The sequence below is a fragment of the Cryobacterium sp. genome (genome assembly GCF_026786305.1).
Classification (GTDB): Bacteria; Actinomycetota; Actinomycetes; order Actinomycetales; family Microbacteriaceae; genus Cryobacterium.
This window is the reverse complement of record NZ_JAJAYI010000024.1, coordinates 1-15,767: the sequence shown is the minus strand read 5'-3', so window position 1 is coordinate 15,767 and position 15,767 is coordinate 1. Positions and strand designations below refer to the sequence as shown.

Below are 15,767 nucleotides of genomic sequence, written 5' to 3'. Positions count from 1 at the left end.
GAAGCTTAGAAGCTTAGAAGCTGAGGATCTGGTAGCCCTCGATCACGAGGTTTCGGACGCTGGCTTCGCCCTTGTACTCGGTGAGCAGGTTCCAGCCTCCCAAAGCGATTGCGTCGGAGACCCCGTGGGAGGTGACGCAGAATCCGCAAGCGCCGCGGATGTTGTCCTTGAGTGCCACGGCCAGGGGATTCATGGTGTGGCTGGGCGCGGTGATCGCAGCCAACGTTTCGACGCCGGAACCGTCGAATACGACGACGACATCATCGCCGGCCTGCTTGAATTCGAGGGCGGTCTTGAGGCCGCGGTAGACGCGTGAGGCGTCGGAGGTGATGGGCTCGTAGATAACGACGGCAATTTTCAAATCTGACATGGTGTGCCTTACTTTCTAGGTAGACCGATCTGGTTACTCATAACTATACCGATCTGTCTGGTAAAGTCCAGTCATGGAACCTACGCTTGCAGCGCCAGTGCCGAGCGCGCGGGCGCGCCTCCTCGCATCCGCCAGTCGCCTTTTCCACGAACATGGCATCAACGCCACGGGAATTGATCTCGTCGTTCGTGGCGCGGGGGTGGCGAAGGCCAGCCTCTATAACAACTTCGCCAGCAAGGAGGCGCTCGTGGTGGCGTACCTGGACGAAGAACTCAACGGATGGGTCGATCAGGCCCAAGCAATGGACGATCCCCGGCGTCCCACGCGGGATAGGGTCGCCGCCCTCTTCGAAGATCTCGCGGTTTCGGTCGAATCACACACCTTCTACGGCTGCCCCTTCACCAACGCTGTGATCGAACTTCCGGAGTGTGTCTCGGTGCGGCAGGTCGCGGACCGTTACCGCGACGCGGTTCGCACACACATTTCCGGCCTCGTTCAGGAGGTCCCGAGCGCCACCATCGTCTCCCGCCTCGTGCTGCTCTATGACGGCGCCATTGCCGCAGCGAAGGTCGCCCGTGACGCCGCCCTGGTTCGCGAAGCCGGCGCCATGGCGCAGGAACTCGTCTAGACCTTTCACCCGCAAGCAGACGAACTGATGAAGATGGCGGACGCTCTGCGGGCATTCGAGCTGACGGCCCTGCGCTGACCGGCCCTGCGCTGAACGGCCCTGCGCTAAGCGGTCGTCGTCAGCGCAGCCGGGCGCTGCGCAAACGTCGCAGGGCGCGGGTGGCCGTGAGAACCAGACCGGATCCCAGCCGGTGGCGTACGTCTGCCAGGGCCACATTCCAGAGGCCATCGTTGTAGGTGGGATAAGCATGCGTGGTGCCGGCGATGTCGCTGGTGGTCAGCCGGTTCTTCACCGCCAGGGAGATCTCACCCAGGGTTTCACCTGCCCGGGGACCCACCACGGTTCCGCCGAGAACACGGCCTCGTTTGTTCACGACCAGCTGGGTGTAGCCATCGGTTTTAGCGTCGGTCACAGCCCGGTCAACATGCTCATGGTCACGTGTCACAATACGGTGGCCCCCGATTACTGCATCCTTGGATTGCAGGCCGACAGCGCCCACTTCCGGGTGAGTGAAAGTGACGCGGGGGATTGCGTTGGTGTCGTAGCGGCGCGTCAGGCCAAGGATCGCATTCGTGGCTGCCACGCTCGCGTTCACGCCGGCGGTATGGGTGAACTGGGGCAGACCGGTGACGTCGCCGGCCGCCCAGATGCGCGGATTTGAGGTGCGCAGCATGGCATTTACCGCGATGTTTCCGTGGGTGTCTTGGTGCACACCCACGTGGTGCAGGTCCAGACCTGCGGAGTTCGGGTGTCGGCCCAGTGCCACCAGCACCCGGTCGAAGGTCAAGGTTCCGCCGGCGCTGAGAGTGAACGTTCCCGCGAGACGGTCGACCGAGCTGACCGAACTCACGGTGGAATTGGTGCGCACGTCGACTCCGTCGGCGATCAGCGCCGCCTGGATGATGGCACTGGCCTTCTCGTCTTCTTTGGGAAGAATGCGAGGCCCGCGGTGCACAAGCGTCACGGCGGATCCGAGACGTGCCATCGCCTGCGCAATCTCACAGCCGATCGCCCCACCGCCGAGCACGACGAGTCGCTCGGGGAGCGCACGCAGGTCCCAGAATGACTCGCTGGTCAGGAGATCGACCGCATCAATACCGGGCGTGTCCGGCAGAGCCGGCGACGCCCCGGTCGCGATCAGGGCTTGCTGGAACCGGAGTTCCCGGCCGTTCACGTCGACAGTATTCGGGCCGGTAAAACGTGCCCTTCCAATCAGCACGTCAATGTTGTCCGACTGTAAGGACTCTGCGGAATCGACCGGGGCGATTTCGTGCATCGCGTCCTGGACGTGCGCCATAACTCGGGCGAAGTCAACGAGGACACCGCTCGAGCTCACGCCGAGGCGCGCGGAGGACCGGGCTGTCGTGGCGGCATCCCCCGCAGCAATGAGCGACTTCGATGGGACGCAGCCGGTCCACAGACAATCCCCACCGAGAAGGTTATTCTCGATCAGGACTACCCTCGCTCCGAAGCTTGACGCAGTGCGGCTGGCCACGAGGCCGGCCGTTCCACCACCGATAACAACCAAGTCCCATTCGTTCGTTCCACTCATGACTGTGAGCGTAGACGGTCTCCCTGTCCCTGAGCGACGTCGGGGCTGGTTAGGCTGGTGGGAACGAAAGGCCGGGTCTGCACCATGGCGAACGTCTACCAGGCCGCCGCCCGTTTCTACGACTGCCTCTCCGGAGAACGCACAGTCTACCGGGCCGGCCGTGAGCGCGGCGTGGCGCTCCTGAACCTGCGCCCCGGAGCCATAGTCCTGGACCTGGGCTGCGGCACAGGCCTGAATTTCGCCCTGCTCGTCGATGCCGTCGGCCCCTCGGGCACCGTCATCGGACTGGATCGCAGCCCGGAGATGCTCACCATGGCCCGCCGCCGCGTGCTGGCGAACGGGTGGACCTCCGTGTGCCTGATCGAAGCGGATGCCACCACTTTCGACCCGATGCGGGTCGCGAACGTGCTTCCGGCAGCGTCGGGAGGCCTCATCGACGGCGTCTTTTCCAGCTACGCGATGAGCGTCTTTGATGATTGGCATCCCGCCTGGGAACGGACGCGCGCGCTCCTGCGCCCGGAAGGCCGCGCGTGCATCGTGGACATGCAGTTGCCCGTGGGCGCCGCGCGGGTGTTTCGACCGCTCGTTCGGTTGGCCACTGCCGTCGGCGGCGCCGACCTCGACGCTCACCCCTGGACCGTCATTGAACGTGACGGCGTGAATGTGCAGTGCGCATCTGTGCGGGGCGGGCATATTCGCATAGTTGCCGGAACGATCCTCTGACCCGAGCGGTGTCTTCTGTGTCCCAGCTCATAGAAATCGCGACGGTGGGCCTCTACGCTGGTGTGTAAATGTTTTCCCCAACTGAAAGGTTCACTCCCATGAAGGCAGTAGTCAACGGCACTGTGATCGCCGAAGCGCCGCAGGACGAACTGGTCAAGATCGAAGGAAATTGGTACTTCCCGCCCGAAAGCGTCAACTACGACCTCTTGGTCGCCAGCGCCACGCCGTACACCTGCGCATGGAAAGGCGAATGCCAGTATTTCAACGTGAAGGACGGCGACACCATGCTCCAGGATCGTGCGTTCAGCTACCCCGCCCCGTACCCCTCCTCCTTCGAGCGGGTTGGCCGCGATTACAGCAACTACGTCACATTCTGGAAAGAAGTACAGTTCATCGAATAACGCCCTAGCGGTCTACCAGGTCGCCACACTCAGGCACACTTTCTTGTTGTGTGTTCCAAGGTTGCAGAATTCACGTTTGTTCAGCGATGGTCTTTCAGGCAGTAGAAACACTCCGATGATGAAAGGTTCCTCACCGTGTCTGTTTCGCAGGCAGTTGCACAACACCCCATATGGAAACCGATTCGGGCCGCTCACCATTGCCCCCGGATGCCTGTGCGGACCAACCGGATGACATCGTCTTGATCGTCGTTCAGCCCTGGGACATCTACGGTGCGGACCAGGCGGACCGGCGCACCGAGTGGTTGAAACGTTCCACCATGACCTATCCCCGCTACTTCGCGGCACGGGACTTCACGGTCCGCACGCTGAGCGAAGTTACCAACTTGCTCGCAGACGTCCGAGGAGACAGAGCCCATGAAGATTGAGATACTCCACATCGGCGACTGCCCCAACTGGCAAGAAGCCGGTGAGCGCGCACGGAGCGCGCTCACCCAGGCGGGCCTATCCGACGCGACCATTGAATACCGGCTCCTGTCCTCACCCGAAGACGCCGCGCAGGTTTCGTTCGCGGGTTCGCCAACGATTCTCATCGATGGCATCGATGCGTTTCCCGGCGCCGTCCCGACCACCGATCTGGCGTGCCGGATCTCTGTCACCCACTCGGGACTGGCCGGCCTGCCGACGACAGACCGACTCCGGGCAGCGTTCACCGAAGCCACCACACGAGACGGACAACGCTAATGCTCACAGTTAGGAGAGGTCGACGTGCGGTAACTGCCGCGGTCGCCGATGGGGCCGTCGAAGTCCGAGCCGGGTATGCGTCCAGTAGTCCACTGGCCAGCAAACTGGCAGCTTCAGCGCTTCGGCCACCAAAATTGCGGCCGACTGGCTGAAATAGGCCGACATGTTCTAGGACTCAGGTCCCCGGCGTCGTGCCCGCGCGTGAGGGAGCGGGGCCTCAGCCCCCGGTCAAGGTTCACCGACGGAGACGGCCAACATGAGCAGGCAGAGCAAGAGACTGGAATTTCCCGGATCCCACGGGTTGCCACTGGCAGCGCGGCTGGACCTCCCGGACTCGATACCCCGAGCGTATGCCTTGTTCGCGCACTGCTTCACCTGTAGCAAAGACGTGCTCGCGGCCGCCCGAATCTCCCGAGCCCTGACCGACTTCCACATCGCGGTCTTCCGATTCGACTTCACCGGTCTGGGCCAATCCGGGGGCGACTTCGCTAACACGAACTTCAGCTCCAACATTGAGGATCTGTCCCACGCCGCTAATTTTCTCCGCGAAAACTATGCGGCGCCCTCGCTTCTGATCGGGCACTCGCTGGGAGGGGCGGCCGTGCTCGCTGTCACCCACCGCATCCCTGAAGTGCGGGCAGTAGCAACCATTGGCGCTCCGGCCGACCCTGACCACATCATTCACCTCCTACTCGAGAGCCGTGCCGAGATTGAAGAGCGCGGAGAGGCTGAAGTACAACTCGCCGGTCGCACCTTCCGCATCCGCCAACAGTTTTTCGACGACATCGCTACCCAGCCTCTGGCCGAACGCATCCGCACCCTGGGTGCGGCGCTGCTCGTCATGCACTCACCCGTCGACACCACGGTCGACGCGGACAACGCGCGACGCATTTACGACACCGCCCGGCACCCGAAGTCCTTCGTCGCCCTCGACGGTGCCGACCATCTCCTCACCAAACCGGCCGATGCCACCTTCGCTGCCGGGATGCTCGCTACCTGGGCCAGCCGCTACGCGTTCGACCCGCTCCCGGTGCCGGTCGCTGTCTCCCCAGTGGTAGGTCCGGCCGAAGGGCTGGTCGTGGTCTCCGAAAGCGGCACGGGCACCTTCGCCCAAAACATTACGATCGGCCAGCACCGGCTCACCGCCGACGAACCCGAACCAATCGGCACCAACACCGGCCCGTCACCCTATGACTTGCTGCTGGCGGGTCTGGGTGCGTGCACCTCGATGACGGTGCGGATGTACGCGGAGCGCAAGAAGTGGCCGCTGGAAAAGGTCACCGTGATGCTCCGACACTCCCGAATTCACGCGCAGGATTGCGCGGACTGCGAGAGCGAAACCGGACAGGTGGACCGTATCGAGCGGGTCATCCGGTTGGACGGCGACCTCGACGACAGCCAGCGCCAGCGGCTGCGTGAAATAGCCGAGAAGTGCCCCGTGCACCGAACCCTGCACTCGGAAGTCATCATCGACACGATTGTCTCCCCTCCGGCAGAGAATAACTCGCATGAGTGACCTCCCGATCGCCGACCACGCGCTGCTCTCGGATCGGCATTCTGCCGCCTTGGTGACCCGGGAGGGTTCGATCGTCTGGCCGTGCTTTTCGCCGGTTCGACAGCGAATCCGTGTTTGCGTCAATCCTGGACGACGATACCGGGCACTGGTCGATCCGGCCCACCGCGCCCGCCCCGAATACGGGCTGGTGGTCCCGGTCCTCGATGAGATCGATCACGGTGTCGTCGCCACGGGCGGTTCGGGCCGGCTCACCCTGTCGCTCCCTGCACCGGTGATGGGCCTCGGCAAGGAGATCCGGGTGCAGTTCACTCTCGAGGCGGGGCAACACCGGTATTTCGCCCTGCAGCGCACGCGCTTCAGCGAGCCGATGCCTGGTGCCTATAGCCAGGATGAGATCGCGGCCGGCTTGGCGGCCACGACCGCGAGTTGGCCGGAGTGGTCGGCGATCCACCAAAGCTATGACGGGCCGTGGCGGGAGCTGGTCCATCACTCGGGACGGTTGCTACAGGCGCTGCGCTACCAGCCCACCGGTGCGATCGTGCCCGCCGCCACGACATCGTTGCCCGAGGAAATCGGCGGTGAACGCAACTGGGACCAACCGCAACTGGATGTCTACGGCGAACTCCTCGACGCCGCGTTCAGACGTCGAGGGCAACTCGGAGAAATCGAACCGGCCACGAGAACCTTCCTGGTCGCCCTCGCCGACGCCGCCGCAAGCCAACGGCTACAGCCAGACAACGGCATCTGGGAAGTCCGTGGCGCTCCGCGCCACTTCGTCTACTCGAAACTCATGTGCTGGCCACCGCGGACGCCATCATCGAGCGACTCGCGGACACTCGAGGGCTGGTCTACAGGTACCAACCTGACACCGGTGTCGACGGCCTTGACGGTAACGAGGGCACCTTTCTGCCCTGCACATTCTGGCTCGCCCAGGTGCTCGCCGCCGGAGTCCGGTCCGGCGAGGCCCGCGAGGTGTTCGAGAGGGCAGTGAGTCACATCAACGACGTCGGCCTGTTCGCGGAGGAGATCGACTCCAAAACCGGCGAACAACTGGGTAATTTTTCCCAAGCATTCAGCCACGTCGGCCTGATCAATGCCGCGTGGGCCATCGATCAGGCTGAGAGCGGCTACCACGCCCACAAGGGAACACCAGCCGAAAACGCCCCGTAGCCGAGGATGTGGATGCGCCTCCAAGCCCAACCTGGCGGCGCACCCGAAAATTGCGGCATTGCCGGTCGTGCCAGGTGCCGGTAACGGTTGAAAACGGAGCAGGTGTGACGATCGAAAGGTGAGCACTGCACCGCTTGATTGGCTGGGTGATCACTTTTGTGGCGAGTAGCGCTCGTAGGTAGCGTCTAGTCCGGGGACTTGGTAGCAGGATTCCAACGGCCCGTGCTTGTCGTGACGATCGGGGGCGGCAGCATGGTGGCCAGACCACATCATCGTTCTGGCCGGCACGAGCGGGAACGTGCAACCACAGCGTTCCAACGCCCGCACACTGATCACCCTGCTGCACCTACGGGATTCGGCCGACCACAGATACGTCGACTTGGATGTCATTGGCGAAATGAGTCCATGGCGCACGTCGTCGCGGCGAAACCGCCATCGGATACCGTCTGGCCGAACACGCTCCAAGCAGCGCCCACGCCCACGGGTGGCTGTCAAGTCGAAGAAGAGCCTGGAACGCAGTCTGGCCGCAGCAGACAAGTTCATCGTGTTCGCCAGCGCTGAGGCGCACACCACCTAGACATCTCTTAACTTCGGGGATACAGTGCGGTCGTCGGCGTCTGTGTGCGTCGACTCCTTCGGGACAACACGATCCTCGTCGCAAGGGTGCGCCGCACACACGCAGTACTGGCCGACGCATCCACCAATAACACCGTACTTCTGGCGACCCGTCGTGTTTTTTCGGACATTCACCCTGAAAGCCACATCGAGTCAAGGAGCACGTTGTGAAAAAGTTGGTCTTTACCGCCGTCGCCTGTGTCACCGCCGTCGCTTCAGCGATGGTCGCAGCCCCGGCATCCGCTGTGGAGTTTCCCCGCCTCGGCGGTCCCACGGTCTTGACGAGCGGCCTCTTCCTTCCGCTCAGTCTGGGGATCGGTGCGGGGGGAACCGCGTATGTCTCGCAGAACGCGCTGGGAGTACTGACCAAGGTCAGCCCAGACGGCACGAGCAGTGTCGTTGCGAGAGCCACTCCCGGCGATGAACTCGGGGCCGTGTCGGTGCGTCGGGGCACGGTCTACTACTCCACCAACACCCAGGACCACACGGCATCCGCACTCTACGCTATGCCCGTTGGCGGGGTGCCGACGCCACTTGCTGACCTCTACGCCTACGAGAGTACGGCCAACCCCGACCAGGTCAACAGTTACGGGTTCGTCGACCTGCCGCAGTCGTGCCTCGACCAGTTCGATCCGGCGGCCCCAACGGGTCCGGCCTCGTACACCGGCATTGTCGATACTCATCCCTACGCGAGTCTCCCATTGGATGATGCCGTCTATGTGGCGGATGCCGGTGCGAACGCCATCCTGAAGGTTGGCTATGACGGAACGGTCAGCACGGCCGCCGTGCTGCCGGCTGGCGACCCGATCATGGTCACTCCCGAGATCGCCGCCGGTGTCGGGTTCCCGGCCTGCTCTGCCGGCTTCGGCTACCGGTTCGAGCCGGTGCCGACCGATGTCGAGCAGGGCGGGGACGGCTGGATCTATGTCACGAGCCTGCCCGGTGGGCCAGAAGATGCGAGCCTCGGCGCCCGCGGCGCGGTCTACCGGTTCAACCCGGCCAATGGGGAGGTGCAATTCGTGGCCGGCGGATTCGTCGGTGCGACCGACCTCGCTGTGTCGAAGAAAACCGGACTGATCGCCGTCACCGAGCTGTTCGGTGGCCCGAACGGCACCGGCCAGGTTTCCGTGTTCCACCCGACTCTGAGTAAGCGGGTGGTGCACATTCCGGTCACGTCACCGTCCGCGATCGAGTTGGCCGGCAACAGGGTCTACGTCACGACGAACTCGTTCGTGCCCGATGCGACCGGCGCTCCGCAACCGATTGGCAAGCTCGTGAAGCTCTCGGTGAGCTTCGGCAGCGACTAAGGCGCGACATCCGCTGCCCGGTCTGCGCAAGCGGGTGAATCGTCGTCAGGGCGCGGCCGACGATGATTCACTCGCTGCTGCTGATCTACCTCAGAGCGCCGAGCCGAACCACGGGTTCGTCGTCGACAGACGAGACTCGCCGGGTCAGGGCGCGGATTCGGGCGAGCAACTCGTCGATGGAGAATGGTTTCGTTACGTAGTCGTCGGCGCCCACGTCGAGGGCATCGACCTTGTCGGCGGCCCCCGTACGCCCGGAGACAACGTGTATGGGTACCTGACTCCATCCGCACACCGCCGCGATGACGGCCAGACCGTCTAGGCGTGGCATGCCAAGGTCGAGCATGAGCAGGTTGGTCGCTGGGACACCGTCGATGCCAGTAGCAGTCCGCGCCGAGAGGACCGCGGTCCTGGATCGGGACGGTTCAAGTCCTGGCCGCCCCACAACCAACCGATGACCCGCCGTAAATCGCTCCCAAAATGGGGAATGCGATTGGGGGTGTCCGATGGCGACACCGAGCCTGTTTGAGCCAGACGTCGTTCACCGGGGCTGCGCCACATGTGAATGGCGAGCACCGGCATGACCTGCAGCAAGCTCGTGAACCCGGTGGGATTTTCGAACGGATGCGCCGAGTTGGCGTTGAAGATTCTCGGCACCAAACAGGTCACCCTCAACGGACGTTCGCTCCACTATTGGGCGGCCGAGGCTGCAGCCGGTGATGCCACCGGCGAAGGTGTTGGCGGCGGGCGGCGGGTGGTCGCTCCGAAGGGCGACAAGGTCGCAGGCTGGCGCAATCTCGCACAGATCGCCCGCCCATCGGCACAGCGAAGTCGGTGGGCGCGGCGCTACTTGCCCGACAACGGGCAGAATAGAAATGTGTATGTATTGGTGCGGCAAGCGAGCGGCGGCGACCTGCTCCTCGACACGCTCGACAACGCCGGCGCTCCCATCGAGGCGGCCCGCCGCCTCACCCTGACCGAGTTTCGGTCGTTCGTGACCTCCCGCGAACCGACGACTTGCGTCCCGACGACGCGCGAACCGACCACGCCGCGCTGGGTCTGGAAGGATACCGCCCAGGTCTATCCCATGCTGCTCGCCGCGGGCGTCCGAGTGCAGCGCTGCCTCGATCTTCGTCTGTGCCATGTGATCCTGAAGAATTCGGCCCTGACCAGTACAAGCGAACTCGCCCTTGCCGCGCCGAACCGCTGGGACGTTGCGAGCGCCGGAACGAGCGATCCGGCCGAGCCCCGGGCGACACTGTTCGACTTCGACGTCGACGTCGACTCGCTCGATGACGACGACCGCACGCCGAGCCCTGCCGCTGCAGCCACCCTGCACACCACGGGCTCCGCCGCACCTGGCACCGCTGAGTCGAGCGAAGTGGGGGAGTTTCGCCGCCAACTCGACGCCGTGGCATCCGCCACCGAACCGGGACGGCTGCGGCTGTTACTCGCCGCCGAGTCCGCCGGCGCCCTCGTAGCCGCGGAGATGCGCCATGCCGGGCTGCCCTGGCGCACCGACGTGCATGATCTGCTCCTGACCCGGCAACTGGGGCCGCGGGTCGCACCCGGCGTGCGGCCGGAGCGTCTGGAAGTTCTGGCCCGGCGCATCCGCTCAGAACTGGGTGATACCGCTCTCAACCCGGACTCGCCACAGGAACTGGTCAAAGCGCTGCAGCGAGCGGGACTGGCCGTCACGTCAACGCGCGGGTGGGTGCTGAAGAAATTGGAGCATCCGGTTATCGAACCGCTGCTTCAGTACAAGAAACTGTCCCGTTTGCTCAGCGCCAACGGATGGACCTGGATGGACTCCTGGGTTGTCGATGGCCGTTTCCACCCCGACTATGTTCCCGGAGGTGTGGTGACCGGTCGATGGGCCACCCGCGGCGGGGGAGCGCTGCAGCTGCCCAAACAGATTCGCGGAGCCGTCGTCGCCGACGACGGCTGGAAGCTCGTCGTCGCCGACGCGGCCCAGCTCGAGCCGCGCATCCTCGCAGCGCTGTCCCAGGATACGAGCATGGCACGGGCTGGTCGCGGCACCGACCTGTATGCCGGAATCGTGTCGAGCGGCGTCGTGGAAACCCGCGACGACGCCAAGGTCGCCATGCTCGGCGCTATGTACGGGGCCACGACCGGTCAGAGCGGCCGACTGATGCCGCGCCTGGCGCGCGCCTACCCCCGGGCGATCGCTCTGACCGAGTCGGCGGCCCGTGCCGGCGAGCGCGGCGAGGTCGTGACGACCCGACTCGGGCGCTCGTCACCGATACCCGGGCCGGGCTGGCATGAGGCCCAGGCGCAGGCCTATGATCCGGCGGCCACGGCGGCTGACGAGCGACGAGCACGCAGCCAGGCCCGCGACTGGGGGCGCTTCACCCGCAATTTCATCGTTCAAGGCAGTGCCGCCGAGTGGGCACTGTGTTGGATGGCCGAGATCCGCCGAGAGCTGTCGGCCCTGGCCCACCCAGATGCTCTTGGTGGGCATACGGGCTCCGGTTTCATGGCAGTGGACGCCCCACCCGGCAATGTCGGCGCCTCCGGGATACACGTCTCTCGATCGACGGCCGCCGCTGGCGGGGCCCGCGCACTCTTCGGCACCTCGCCGCACCTGGTGTTCTTTCTGCACGACGAGGTGATCGTGCACACGCCGGCCGAGCAGTCCGACGCCGTGGTTCAGATCATCGTCACGGCCGCCGAGACCGCCGGGCGGCTGCTCTTCGGCGACTTTCCGGTCGACTTCATGCTCACCGTGGCCACCGTTGACAATTACGCCCAAGCCAAATAGATCGAGTCCGTTACGAGTGCGACGTGGGCGGTTTGCGTTGGTGCCCATTCTGCCGGTCGAAACTGCCGAAGCCGCCATCGGACCAACGCACGCAGGCGGCCCGCGCAGTACCCCCACGTATTTGGCATGCCAAACCTACGCTTGTACATGCGCAGGTCGCTGGGGCATAATGGCGCTATCGGCTCGTTGGCATCACGCTTTCGTGATTTCTTGTCACTGGCCGAACAATTTCATATCCGCCATCGTGCACGCAGCTATGCGTTGAGAGCACGGTCGTTCCGAGGTCGTTGGGGAAGACGCACCTACTAGGAACGGAGAAACACGATGGATGCAACACTCAACCGTCGGGCGCCAATTGCGCGGGGGGTGCTTTTTGTGCACTCGTCTCCGCGAGCCGTGTGCCCGCACGTCGAGTGGTCGGCTGGCCGCGCGCTCGGCGAGGCCGTCAATTTTGACTGGTCTGCACAACCAGCCCTGCCCGGCTCCCACCGGGCAGAGTACTACTGGGAGGGATCCCCGGGTACCGGCGCCGCACTCGCATCCGCCCTGCGCGGGTGGGAGCAGTTGCGCTTCGAAGTTACCGAGGACGCCGGGCCCGGATCGGATGGCGGCCGGTGGCTGCACACGCCCGAACTGGGTATTTTCCATGCGCAGACCGACAGCGTGGGCAATGTCGTCGTGCCGGAAGATCGCATTCGATCGGCGATGGATAGTGCCGGTGCCAATGTCATCGAACTGCACCGGCAGCTGCGGCTGGCCCTCGGGCAATCCTGGGACGACGAACTTGAACCGTTCCGGCAGGCGAGCGATCTGAACGCCGTGGTCTGGCTGCACCAGGTGGGCTGATCAGAAGGCTCCACAGCGTGCGGTTCGCCGGTGATGGCGCAGCGTGTCGGCCGGTGACGGGGCACGAGGAACATTGGAACGAAAAGTCACGCTAACGCCCGGCCGGGCCCGATCTGAGCGAGCTCTGGTGCGCCCAGTACAGACGTGGTGATCAGTGATCGGCGATTGGACGTAGGTTGTGGTTGTGCCTGTTGACTTCTTGACCGACGTAGAAGCGGCCAGGTTCGGCCGGTTCGATGGTGTGCCGTCCCGTGCTGATCTGGAGCGGATGTTTTTCCTCGATGACGTGGATCAGGCGCTCGTCGGGGTGCGCCGTGGGGACCACAATCGGCTGGGCTCCACTTGTTGCTGACCACGGTCCGGTATGTGGGGACGTTCCTGGCTGATCCGTTGGACGTGCCCACGATGGTCGTGGACTACCTCGCGGATCAGTTGGGGATCGCGGACCCGTCCTGTGTGAAGCAGTACCTGGAGCGGCGCTCGACCCGGTTCGAGCACGCGGAGGAGATCAAGACCGCCAACGGGCTGAGGAATTTCGGATCGGCCGAGGCTGAACTGGAGGCGTGGGTGGACGCCCGGGCGTGGACTACGGGCGATGGGCCGAAGGCCATTTTCACAGACGCTACGGTGTGGCTGCGTGAGCACGAAGTGCTGTTGCCCGGGGTCAGTACCCTGACCCGGCTGGTAGCCCGGGTCCGTGACGCGGCTACTGCACGCTTGTGGGACACCCTGTCCTGCCTGACGACCGAGGAGCAGCGGCGGATGTTGGGGTCGTTGTTGGTGGTTCCGGCCGGGGCACGGGTCTCGGACCTGGAGCGGTGGCGCCAGGGTCCCTCGCGGGCGTCGGGCCCATCGATGATCAAGGCGTTGGACCGGGTCGCCCAGATCAGGGGCCTCGGATTCTCGGGCCTGGGCGTGGAGGGAGTGGTGCCTCGCCGGCGTCTGGTCGAGCTGGCCCGCTACGGGATGGCGGGTAAGGCCACCGCGTTGGAACGTCACCCGGAGCCCCGCAAGATCGCGACCCTGTTGGCCACAGTCGTGCACCTGGAGGCCACGGCAACCGACGACGCCCTGGACCTGCTCGATCTGCTGCTGAGCACCGAGCTCGTGGGCAAGGCAAAGCGGGAAGCGGATAAGGCCACGGTCCGCCGTCATCCGCAGCTCGCTAAGGCGTCCGCCCAGCTGGCAGCCGCGATGGGTGTCCTGTTCGAGGCCACCGCAGGCAATGAACACATGGACCTGCGAGACATCTGGGCGGCGATCGACGCGATCGTCTCCAGGCCCCAGCTGCGCGCGGCGCTGGCCACGGTCACCGAGATGCTGCCGCCCCCGGACGCTGTCGACTTCAGCGACTGGCGCAAGGATCTGACCGGGCGGATCGTGACGGTCAGCGGCTTCCTGAAGATCCTTCCCGACGTCATAACGTTCGGTGCGAACCCGGAGGCCGTCGCCGTACTCGACGCGTTGGGCGACTTACCTGCCCTGCTGAGCAGTCGCAAGAAGCCGACCGTGAACGACATCCATGCTGGTGTAGTGACGGGTCCGTGGAAGCGGTTGGTGTTTGGGGAGTCCCCGATACCGGACGGGAGTATCGACAGGTCCGCGTATGTGTTCTGTGTCCTCGAGCAGTTCCACCACCACCTGCGGCGGCGTGACGTGTACGCCGCCGCGTCCGACCGGTGGCGCGACCCGCAGGCGGACCTGCTCGCCGGGGCCGAGTGGGTGGGCGTCAAGGACACGGTCCTGATAGCCCTGGGCCTGCCCGATAACCCCGACGCGCTCCTCGCTGGGCACGCCCGTGAGCTGGACGAGGCCTACCGGCAGGTCGGCGGGCGTCTGGTGACCAACACCGCGGCGAGCGTCGATCATCAGGGCAAGCTGCATGTCGCGAGCCTCAAAGCTGTCCCTGAGCCACCGAGCCTGGTCGACCTGCGTAGGCGCACCGCCGCGATGATGCCCCTGGTGGAGCTCCCCGAGCTGATCTTGGAGGTCATGGGCTGGGAGCCCGGGTTCGAAGAAGCCTTCACCGCCCTGTCCGGGGGCACGTCCCGGCTGAAGGACCTGCGGGTCACGATCGCCGCGGCGCTGACCGCGCACTCCTTGAACATCGGGTTCACCCCGATCACCAAGAAGGGCATCGAGAGCCTGGAACGGGACCGGATCAGCCACGTCGACCAGAACTACCTGCGCGCCCAGACGTACGCGGCGGCCAACGCCACGCTCATCGGGGCTCAGGCGAGGATTCCGTTCGCGACCGCGCTGGGTGGCGGGCTCGTCGCGGCGGTGGACGGGATGCGGTTCGTCGTCCCGGTCCCGTCCCTGTTTGCTCGCCCGAACCGCAAGTACTTCGGGCCCAAGCGCGGCATGACCTGGCTGAACATGATCAACAACCAGGCCGCGGGGCTGGGCTCCAAAGTTGTCGCGGGCACCCCCAAGGACTCCCTCCACGCGATCGACGTGTTCTTCGGCCAGGACGGCGGGCCGACCCCGGAGGTATTCGTGACCGACACCGGGTCTTACTCCGACCTGACCTTCGGCCTCGTCCACCTGCTCGGCAAGCAGTACCGGCCCGCGCTGGCCGATCTGCCGGACCAGAAACTGTGGCGGATCAGCACCGACGCCGACTACGGGCCTCTGAACACCGCGGCCCGCGGGAAGATCGACCTGGCCAAGGTCCGCCGGCACTGGCCCGGCATCCTGCGAGTCGTCGGGTCCATCTACACCGGCACGGTGCGGGCCTACGACATGGTCAAGATGCTGCAACGCGACGGGTCACCCACCCCGCTGGGAGACGCGATCGCCGCGTACGGGCGGATCTTCAAGTCCCTGCACGTCCTGACGTACCTCGACGACGAGGTCTACCGGGGGTCGCTTGAGAATTCGGAGCTCAGCGTACGGTAAGCCCATCAATCTGCCGGTTCCCGGATGAGAAAGCGTCCGTAGGGCGGCGATTCACTCTCAGGCGACGTGTAGGGGTAGGCAGTCTTTGGTGCAGCGAGAATTGTCGTCCAGGAAGGAATGCCAGATGAGCTTGTACCAGACGTCTCCAGACGTTGCGCGTTTCGTCGATCTTCGAAAGGAGCTGACCGAACTCCGATCCGGGGTGAGCGGAACGGGGG

The 15,767-nt window shown here is 64.8% G+C and carries 14 protein-coding genes and 3 pseudogenes; 12 read left to right on the top strand and 5 right to left on the bottom strand.

Translation table 11 applies throughout. The features are described from left to right. Positions 1 to 13 precede the first annotated feature (13 nt). Positions 14 to 370, bottom strand: a complete 357-nt coding sequence (locus tag LH475_RS02545) for a DsrE family protein (protein WP_196845005.1) — start codon at positions 368 to 370, stop codon at positions 14 to 16. Positions 371 to 443: 73 nt separating this feature from the next. Between LH475_RS02545 and LH475_RS02540 the strand changes: the two genes are divergently transcribed. Next, entirely contained in the window at positions 444 to 998 is a 555-nt protein-coding gene (locus tag LH475_RS02540; RefSeq protein WP_196845006.1) for a TetR/AcrR family transcriptional regulator, read from the top strand. A 118-nt stretch (positions 999 to 1,116) separates the two neighbouring features. On the opposite strand, the gene LH475_RS02535 is transcribed toward LH475_RS02540, so the two are convergent. After that, the gene (locus tag LH475_RS02535; protein ID WP_196845007.1) at positions 1,117 to 2,550 is read right to left on the bottom strand and encodes an FAD-dependent oxidoreductase; all 1,434 of its coding nucleotides are present in this window, start codon (positions 2,548 to 2,550) and stop codon (positions 1,117 to 1,119) included. An 84-nt stretch (positions 2,551 to 2,634) separates the two neighbouring features. On the opposite strand from LH475_RS02535, the gene LH475_RS02530 reads away from it, so the two are divergent. The 8 genes and pseudogenes from LH475_RS02530 (at position 2,635) to LH475_RS02495 (ending at position 9,023) form a co-directional block, all read left to right on the top strand. Continuing rightward, on the top strand, positions 2,635 to 3,273 hold the full coding sequence (locus LH475_RS02530) for a methyltransferase domain-containing protein (RefSeq protein ID WP_297412790.1): 639 nt from the start codon (positions 2,635 to 2,637) through the stop codon (positions 3,271 to 3,273). 98 nt (positions 3,274 to 3,371) lie between these two features. Then, positions 3,372 to 3,674: a DUF427 domain-containing protein gene (locus LH475_RS02525; protein ID WP_196845009.1), complete on the top strand. Its 303-nt coding sequence runs from the start codon at positions 3,372 to 3,374 to the stop codon at positions 3,672 to 3,674. Between the two features lie 170 nt (positions 3,675 to 3,844). Further along, the gene (locus tag LH475_RS02520) at positions 3,845 to 4,099 is read left to right on the top strand and encodes a hypothetical protein (RefSeq protein WP_297412789.1); all 255 of its coding nucleotides are present in this window, start codon (positions 3,845 to 3,847) and stop codon (positions 4,097 to 4,099) included. Then, entirely contained in the window at positions 4,089 to 4,415 is a 327-nt protein-coding gene (locus LH475_RS02515) for a thioredoxin family protein (protein ID WP_196845011.1), read from the top strand. Before LH475_RS02520 ends, LH475_RS02515 begins: the two co-directional genes overlap by 11 nt. Positions 4,416 to 4,671: 256 nt before the next feature. Further along, a complete protein-coding gene (locus LH475_RS02510) occupies positions 4,672 to 5,931 on the top strand; it encodes a bifunctional alpha/beta hydrolase/OsmC family protein (RefSeq protein ID WP_196845012.1) in 1,260 nt (419 codons plus the stop codon). Further along, positions 5,924 to 6,718 (top strand): annotated as a pseudogene (locus LH475_RS02505) (glycoside hydrolase family 15 protein); the annotation flags it as partial. The gene LH475_RS02510 and the pseudogene LH475_RS02505, both read left to right, overlap by 8 nt. Before the next feature lie 5 nt (positions 6,719 to 6,723). Beyond that, positions 6,724 to 7,101, top strand: a complete 378-nt coding sequence (locus tag LH475_RS14495; RefSeq protein WP_327012207.1) for a glycoside hydrolase family 15 protein — start codon at positions 6,724 to 6,726, stop codon at positions 7,099 to 7,101. A 782-nt stretch (positions 7,102 to 7,883) separates the two neighbouring features. Further along, positions 7,884 to 9,023 (top strand): ScyD/ScyE family protein, encoded by a 1,140-nt coding sequence (locus tag LH475_RS02495; RefSeq protein ID WP_297412787.1) that lies wholly within the window; start codon positions 7,884 to 7,886, stop codon positions 9,021 to 9,023. A gap of 106 nt (positions 9,024 to 9,129) precedes the next feature. Here the strand turns inward: LH475_RS02495 and LH475_RS02490 are convergent. Both LH475_RS02490 and LH475_RS14490 read right to left on the bottom strand, forming a co-directional pair. Next, positions 9,130 to 9,375, bottom strand: a pseudogene (locus LH475_RS02490) (response regulator); the annotation flags it as partial. Further along, positions 9,339 to 9,677, bottom strand: coding sequence for a potassium-transporting ATPase subunit KdpA (locus LH475_RS14490; protein WP_366145581.1), 339 nt, complete (start codon positions 9,675 to 9,677; stop codon positions 9,339 to 9,341). The pseudogene LH475_RS02490 and the gene LH475_RS14490, both read right to left, overlap by 37 nt. Between LH475_RS14490 and LH475_RS02485 the strand changes: the two genes are divergently transcribed. Together LH475_RS02485 and LH475_RS02480 are read left to right on the top strand one after the other, a co-directional pair. Beyond that, positions 9,601 to 11,802 (top strand): bifunctional 3'-5' exonuclease/DNA polymerase, encoded by a 2,202-nt coding sequence (locus LH475_RS02485; protein ID WP_297412786.1) that lies wholly within the window; start codon positions 9,601 to 9,603, stop codon positions 11,800 to 11,802. The genes LH475_RS14490 and LH475_RS02485 overlap by 77 nt on opposite strands. 324 nt (positions 11,803 to 12,126) lie before the next feature. Further along, positions 12,127 to 12,648, top strand: a complete 522-nt coding sequence (locus LH475_RS02480) for a DUF3145 domain-containing protein (protein ID WP_196845018.1) — start codon at positions 12,127 to 12,129, stop codon at positions 12,646 to 12,648. A gap of 151 nt (positions 12,649 to 12,799) precedes the next feature. Here LH475_RS02480 and LH475_RS02475 read toward each other — a convergent pair whose 3' ends face one another. Continuing rightward, positions 12,800 to 12,973 (bottom strand): hypothetical protein, encoded by a 174-nt coding sequence (locus LH475_RS02475; protein ID WP_297412785.1) that lies wholly within the window; start codon positions 12,971 to 12,973, stop codon positions 12,800 to 12,802. Here LH475_RS02475 and LH475_RS02470 point away from each other — a divergent pair. Next, positions 12,890 to 15,549: pseudogene (locus tag LH475_RS02470) on the top strand (Tn3 family transposase). The gene LH475_RS02475 and the pseudogene LH475_RS02470 sit on opposite strands and share 84 nt — an antisense overlap. Positions 15,550 to 15,767 lie beyond the last annotated feature (218 nt).

Coding starts and splice junctions, on each gene's coding strand:
- LH475_RS02545 (WP_196845005.1), bottom strand. CDS start 370: ATGTCAGATTTGAAAATTGCCGTCGTTATCTACGAGCCCATCACCTCC.
- LH475_RS02540 (WP_196845006.1), top strand. CDS start 444: ATGGAACCTACGCTTGCAGCGCCAGTGCCGAGCGCGCGGGCGCGCCTC.
- LH475_RS02535 (WP_196845007.1), bottom strand. CDS start 2,550: ATGAGTGGAACGAACGAATGGGACTTGGTTGTTATCGGTGGTGGAACG.
- LH475_RS02530 (WP_297412790.1), top strand. CDS start 2,635: ATGGCGAACGTCTACCAGGCCGCCGCCCGTTTCTACGACTGCCTCTCC.
- LH475_RS02525 (WP_196845009.1), top strand. CDS start 3,372: ATGAAGGCAGTAGTCAACGGCACTGTGATCGCCGAAGCGCCGCAGGAC.
- LH475_RS02520 (WP_297412789.1), top strand. CDS start 3,845: ATGGAAACCGATTCGGGCCGCTCACCATTGCCCCCGGATGCCTGTGCG.
- LH475_RS02515 (WP_196845011.1), top strand. CDS start 4,089: ATGAAGATTGAGATACTCCACATCGGCGACTGCCCCAACTGGCAAGAA.
- LH475_RS02510 (WP_196845012.1), top strand. CDS start 4,672: ATGAGCAGGCAGAGCAAGAGACTGGAATTTCCCGGATCCCACGGGTTG.
- LH475_RS02485 (WP_297412786.1), top strand. CDS start 9,601: ATGACCTGCAGCAAGCTCGTGAACCCGGTGGGATTTTCGAACGGATGC.
- LH475_RS02480 (WP_196845018.1), top strand. CDS start 12,127: ATGGATGCAACACTCAACCGTCGGGCGCCAATTGCGCGGGGGGTGCTT.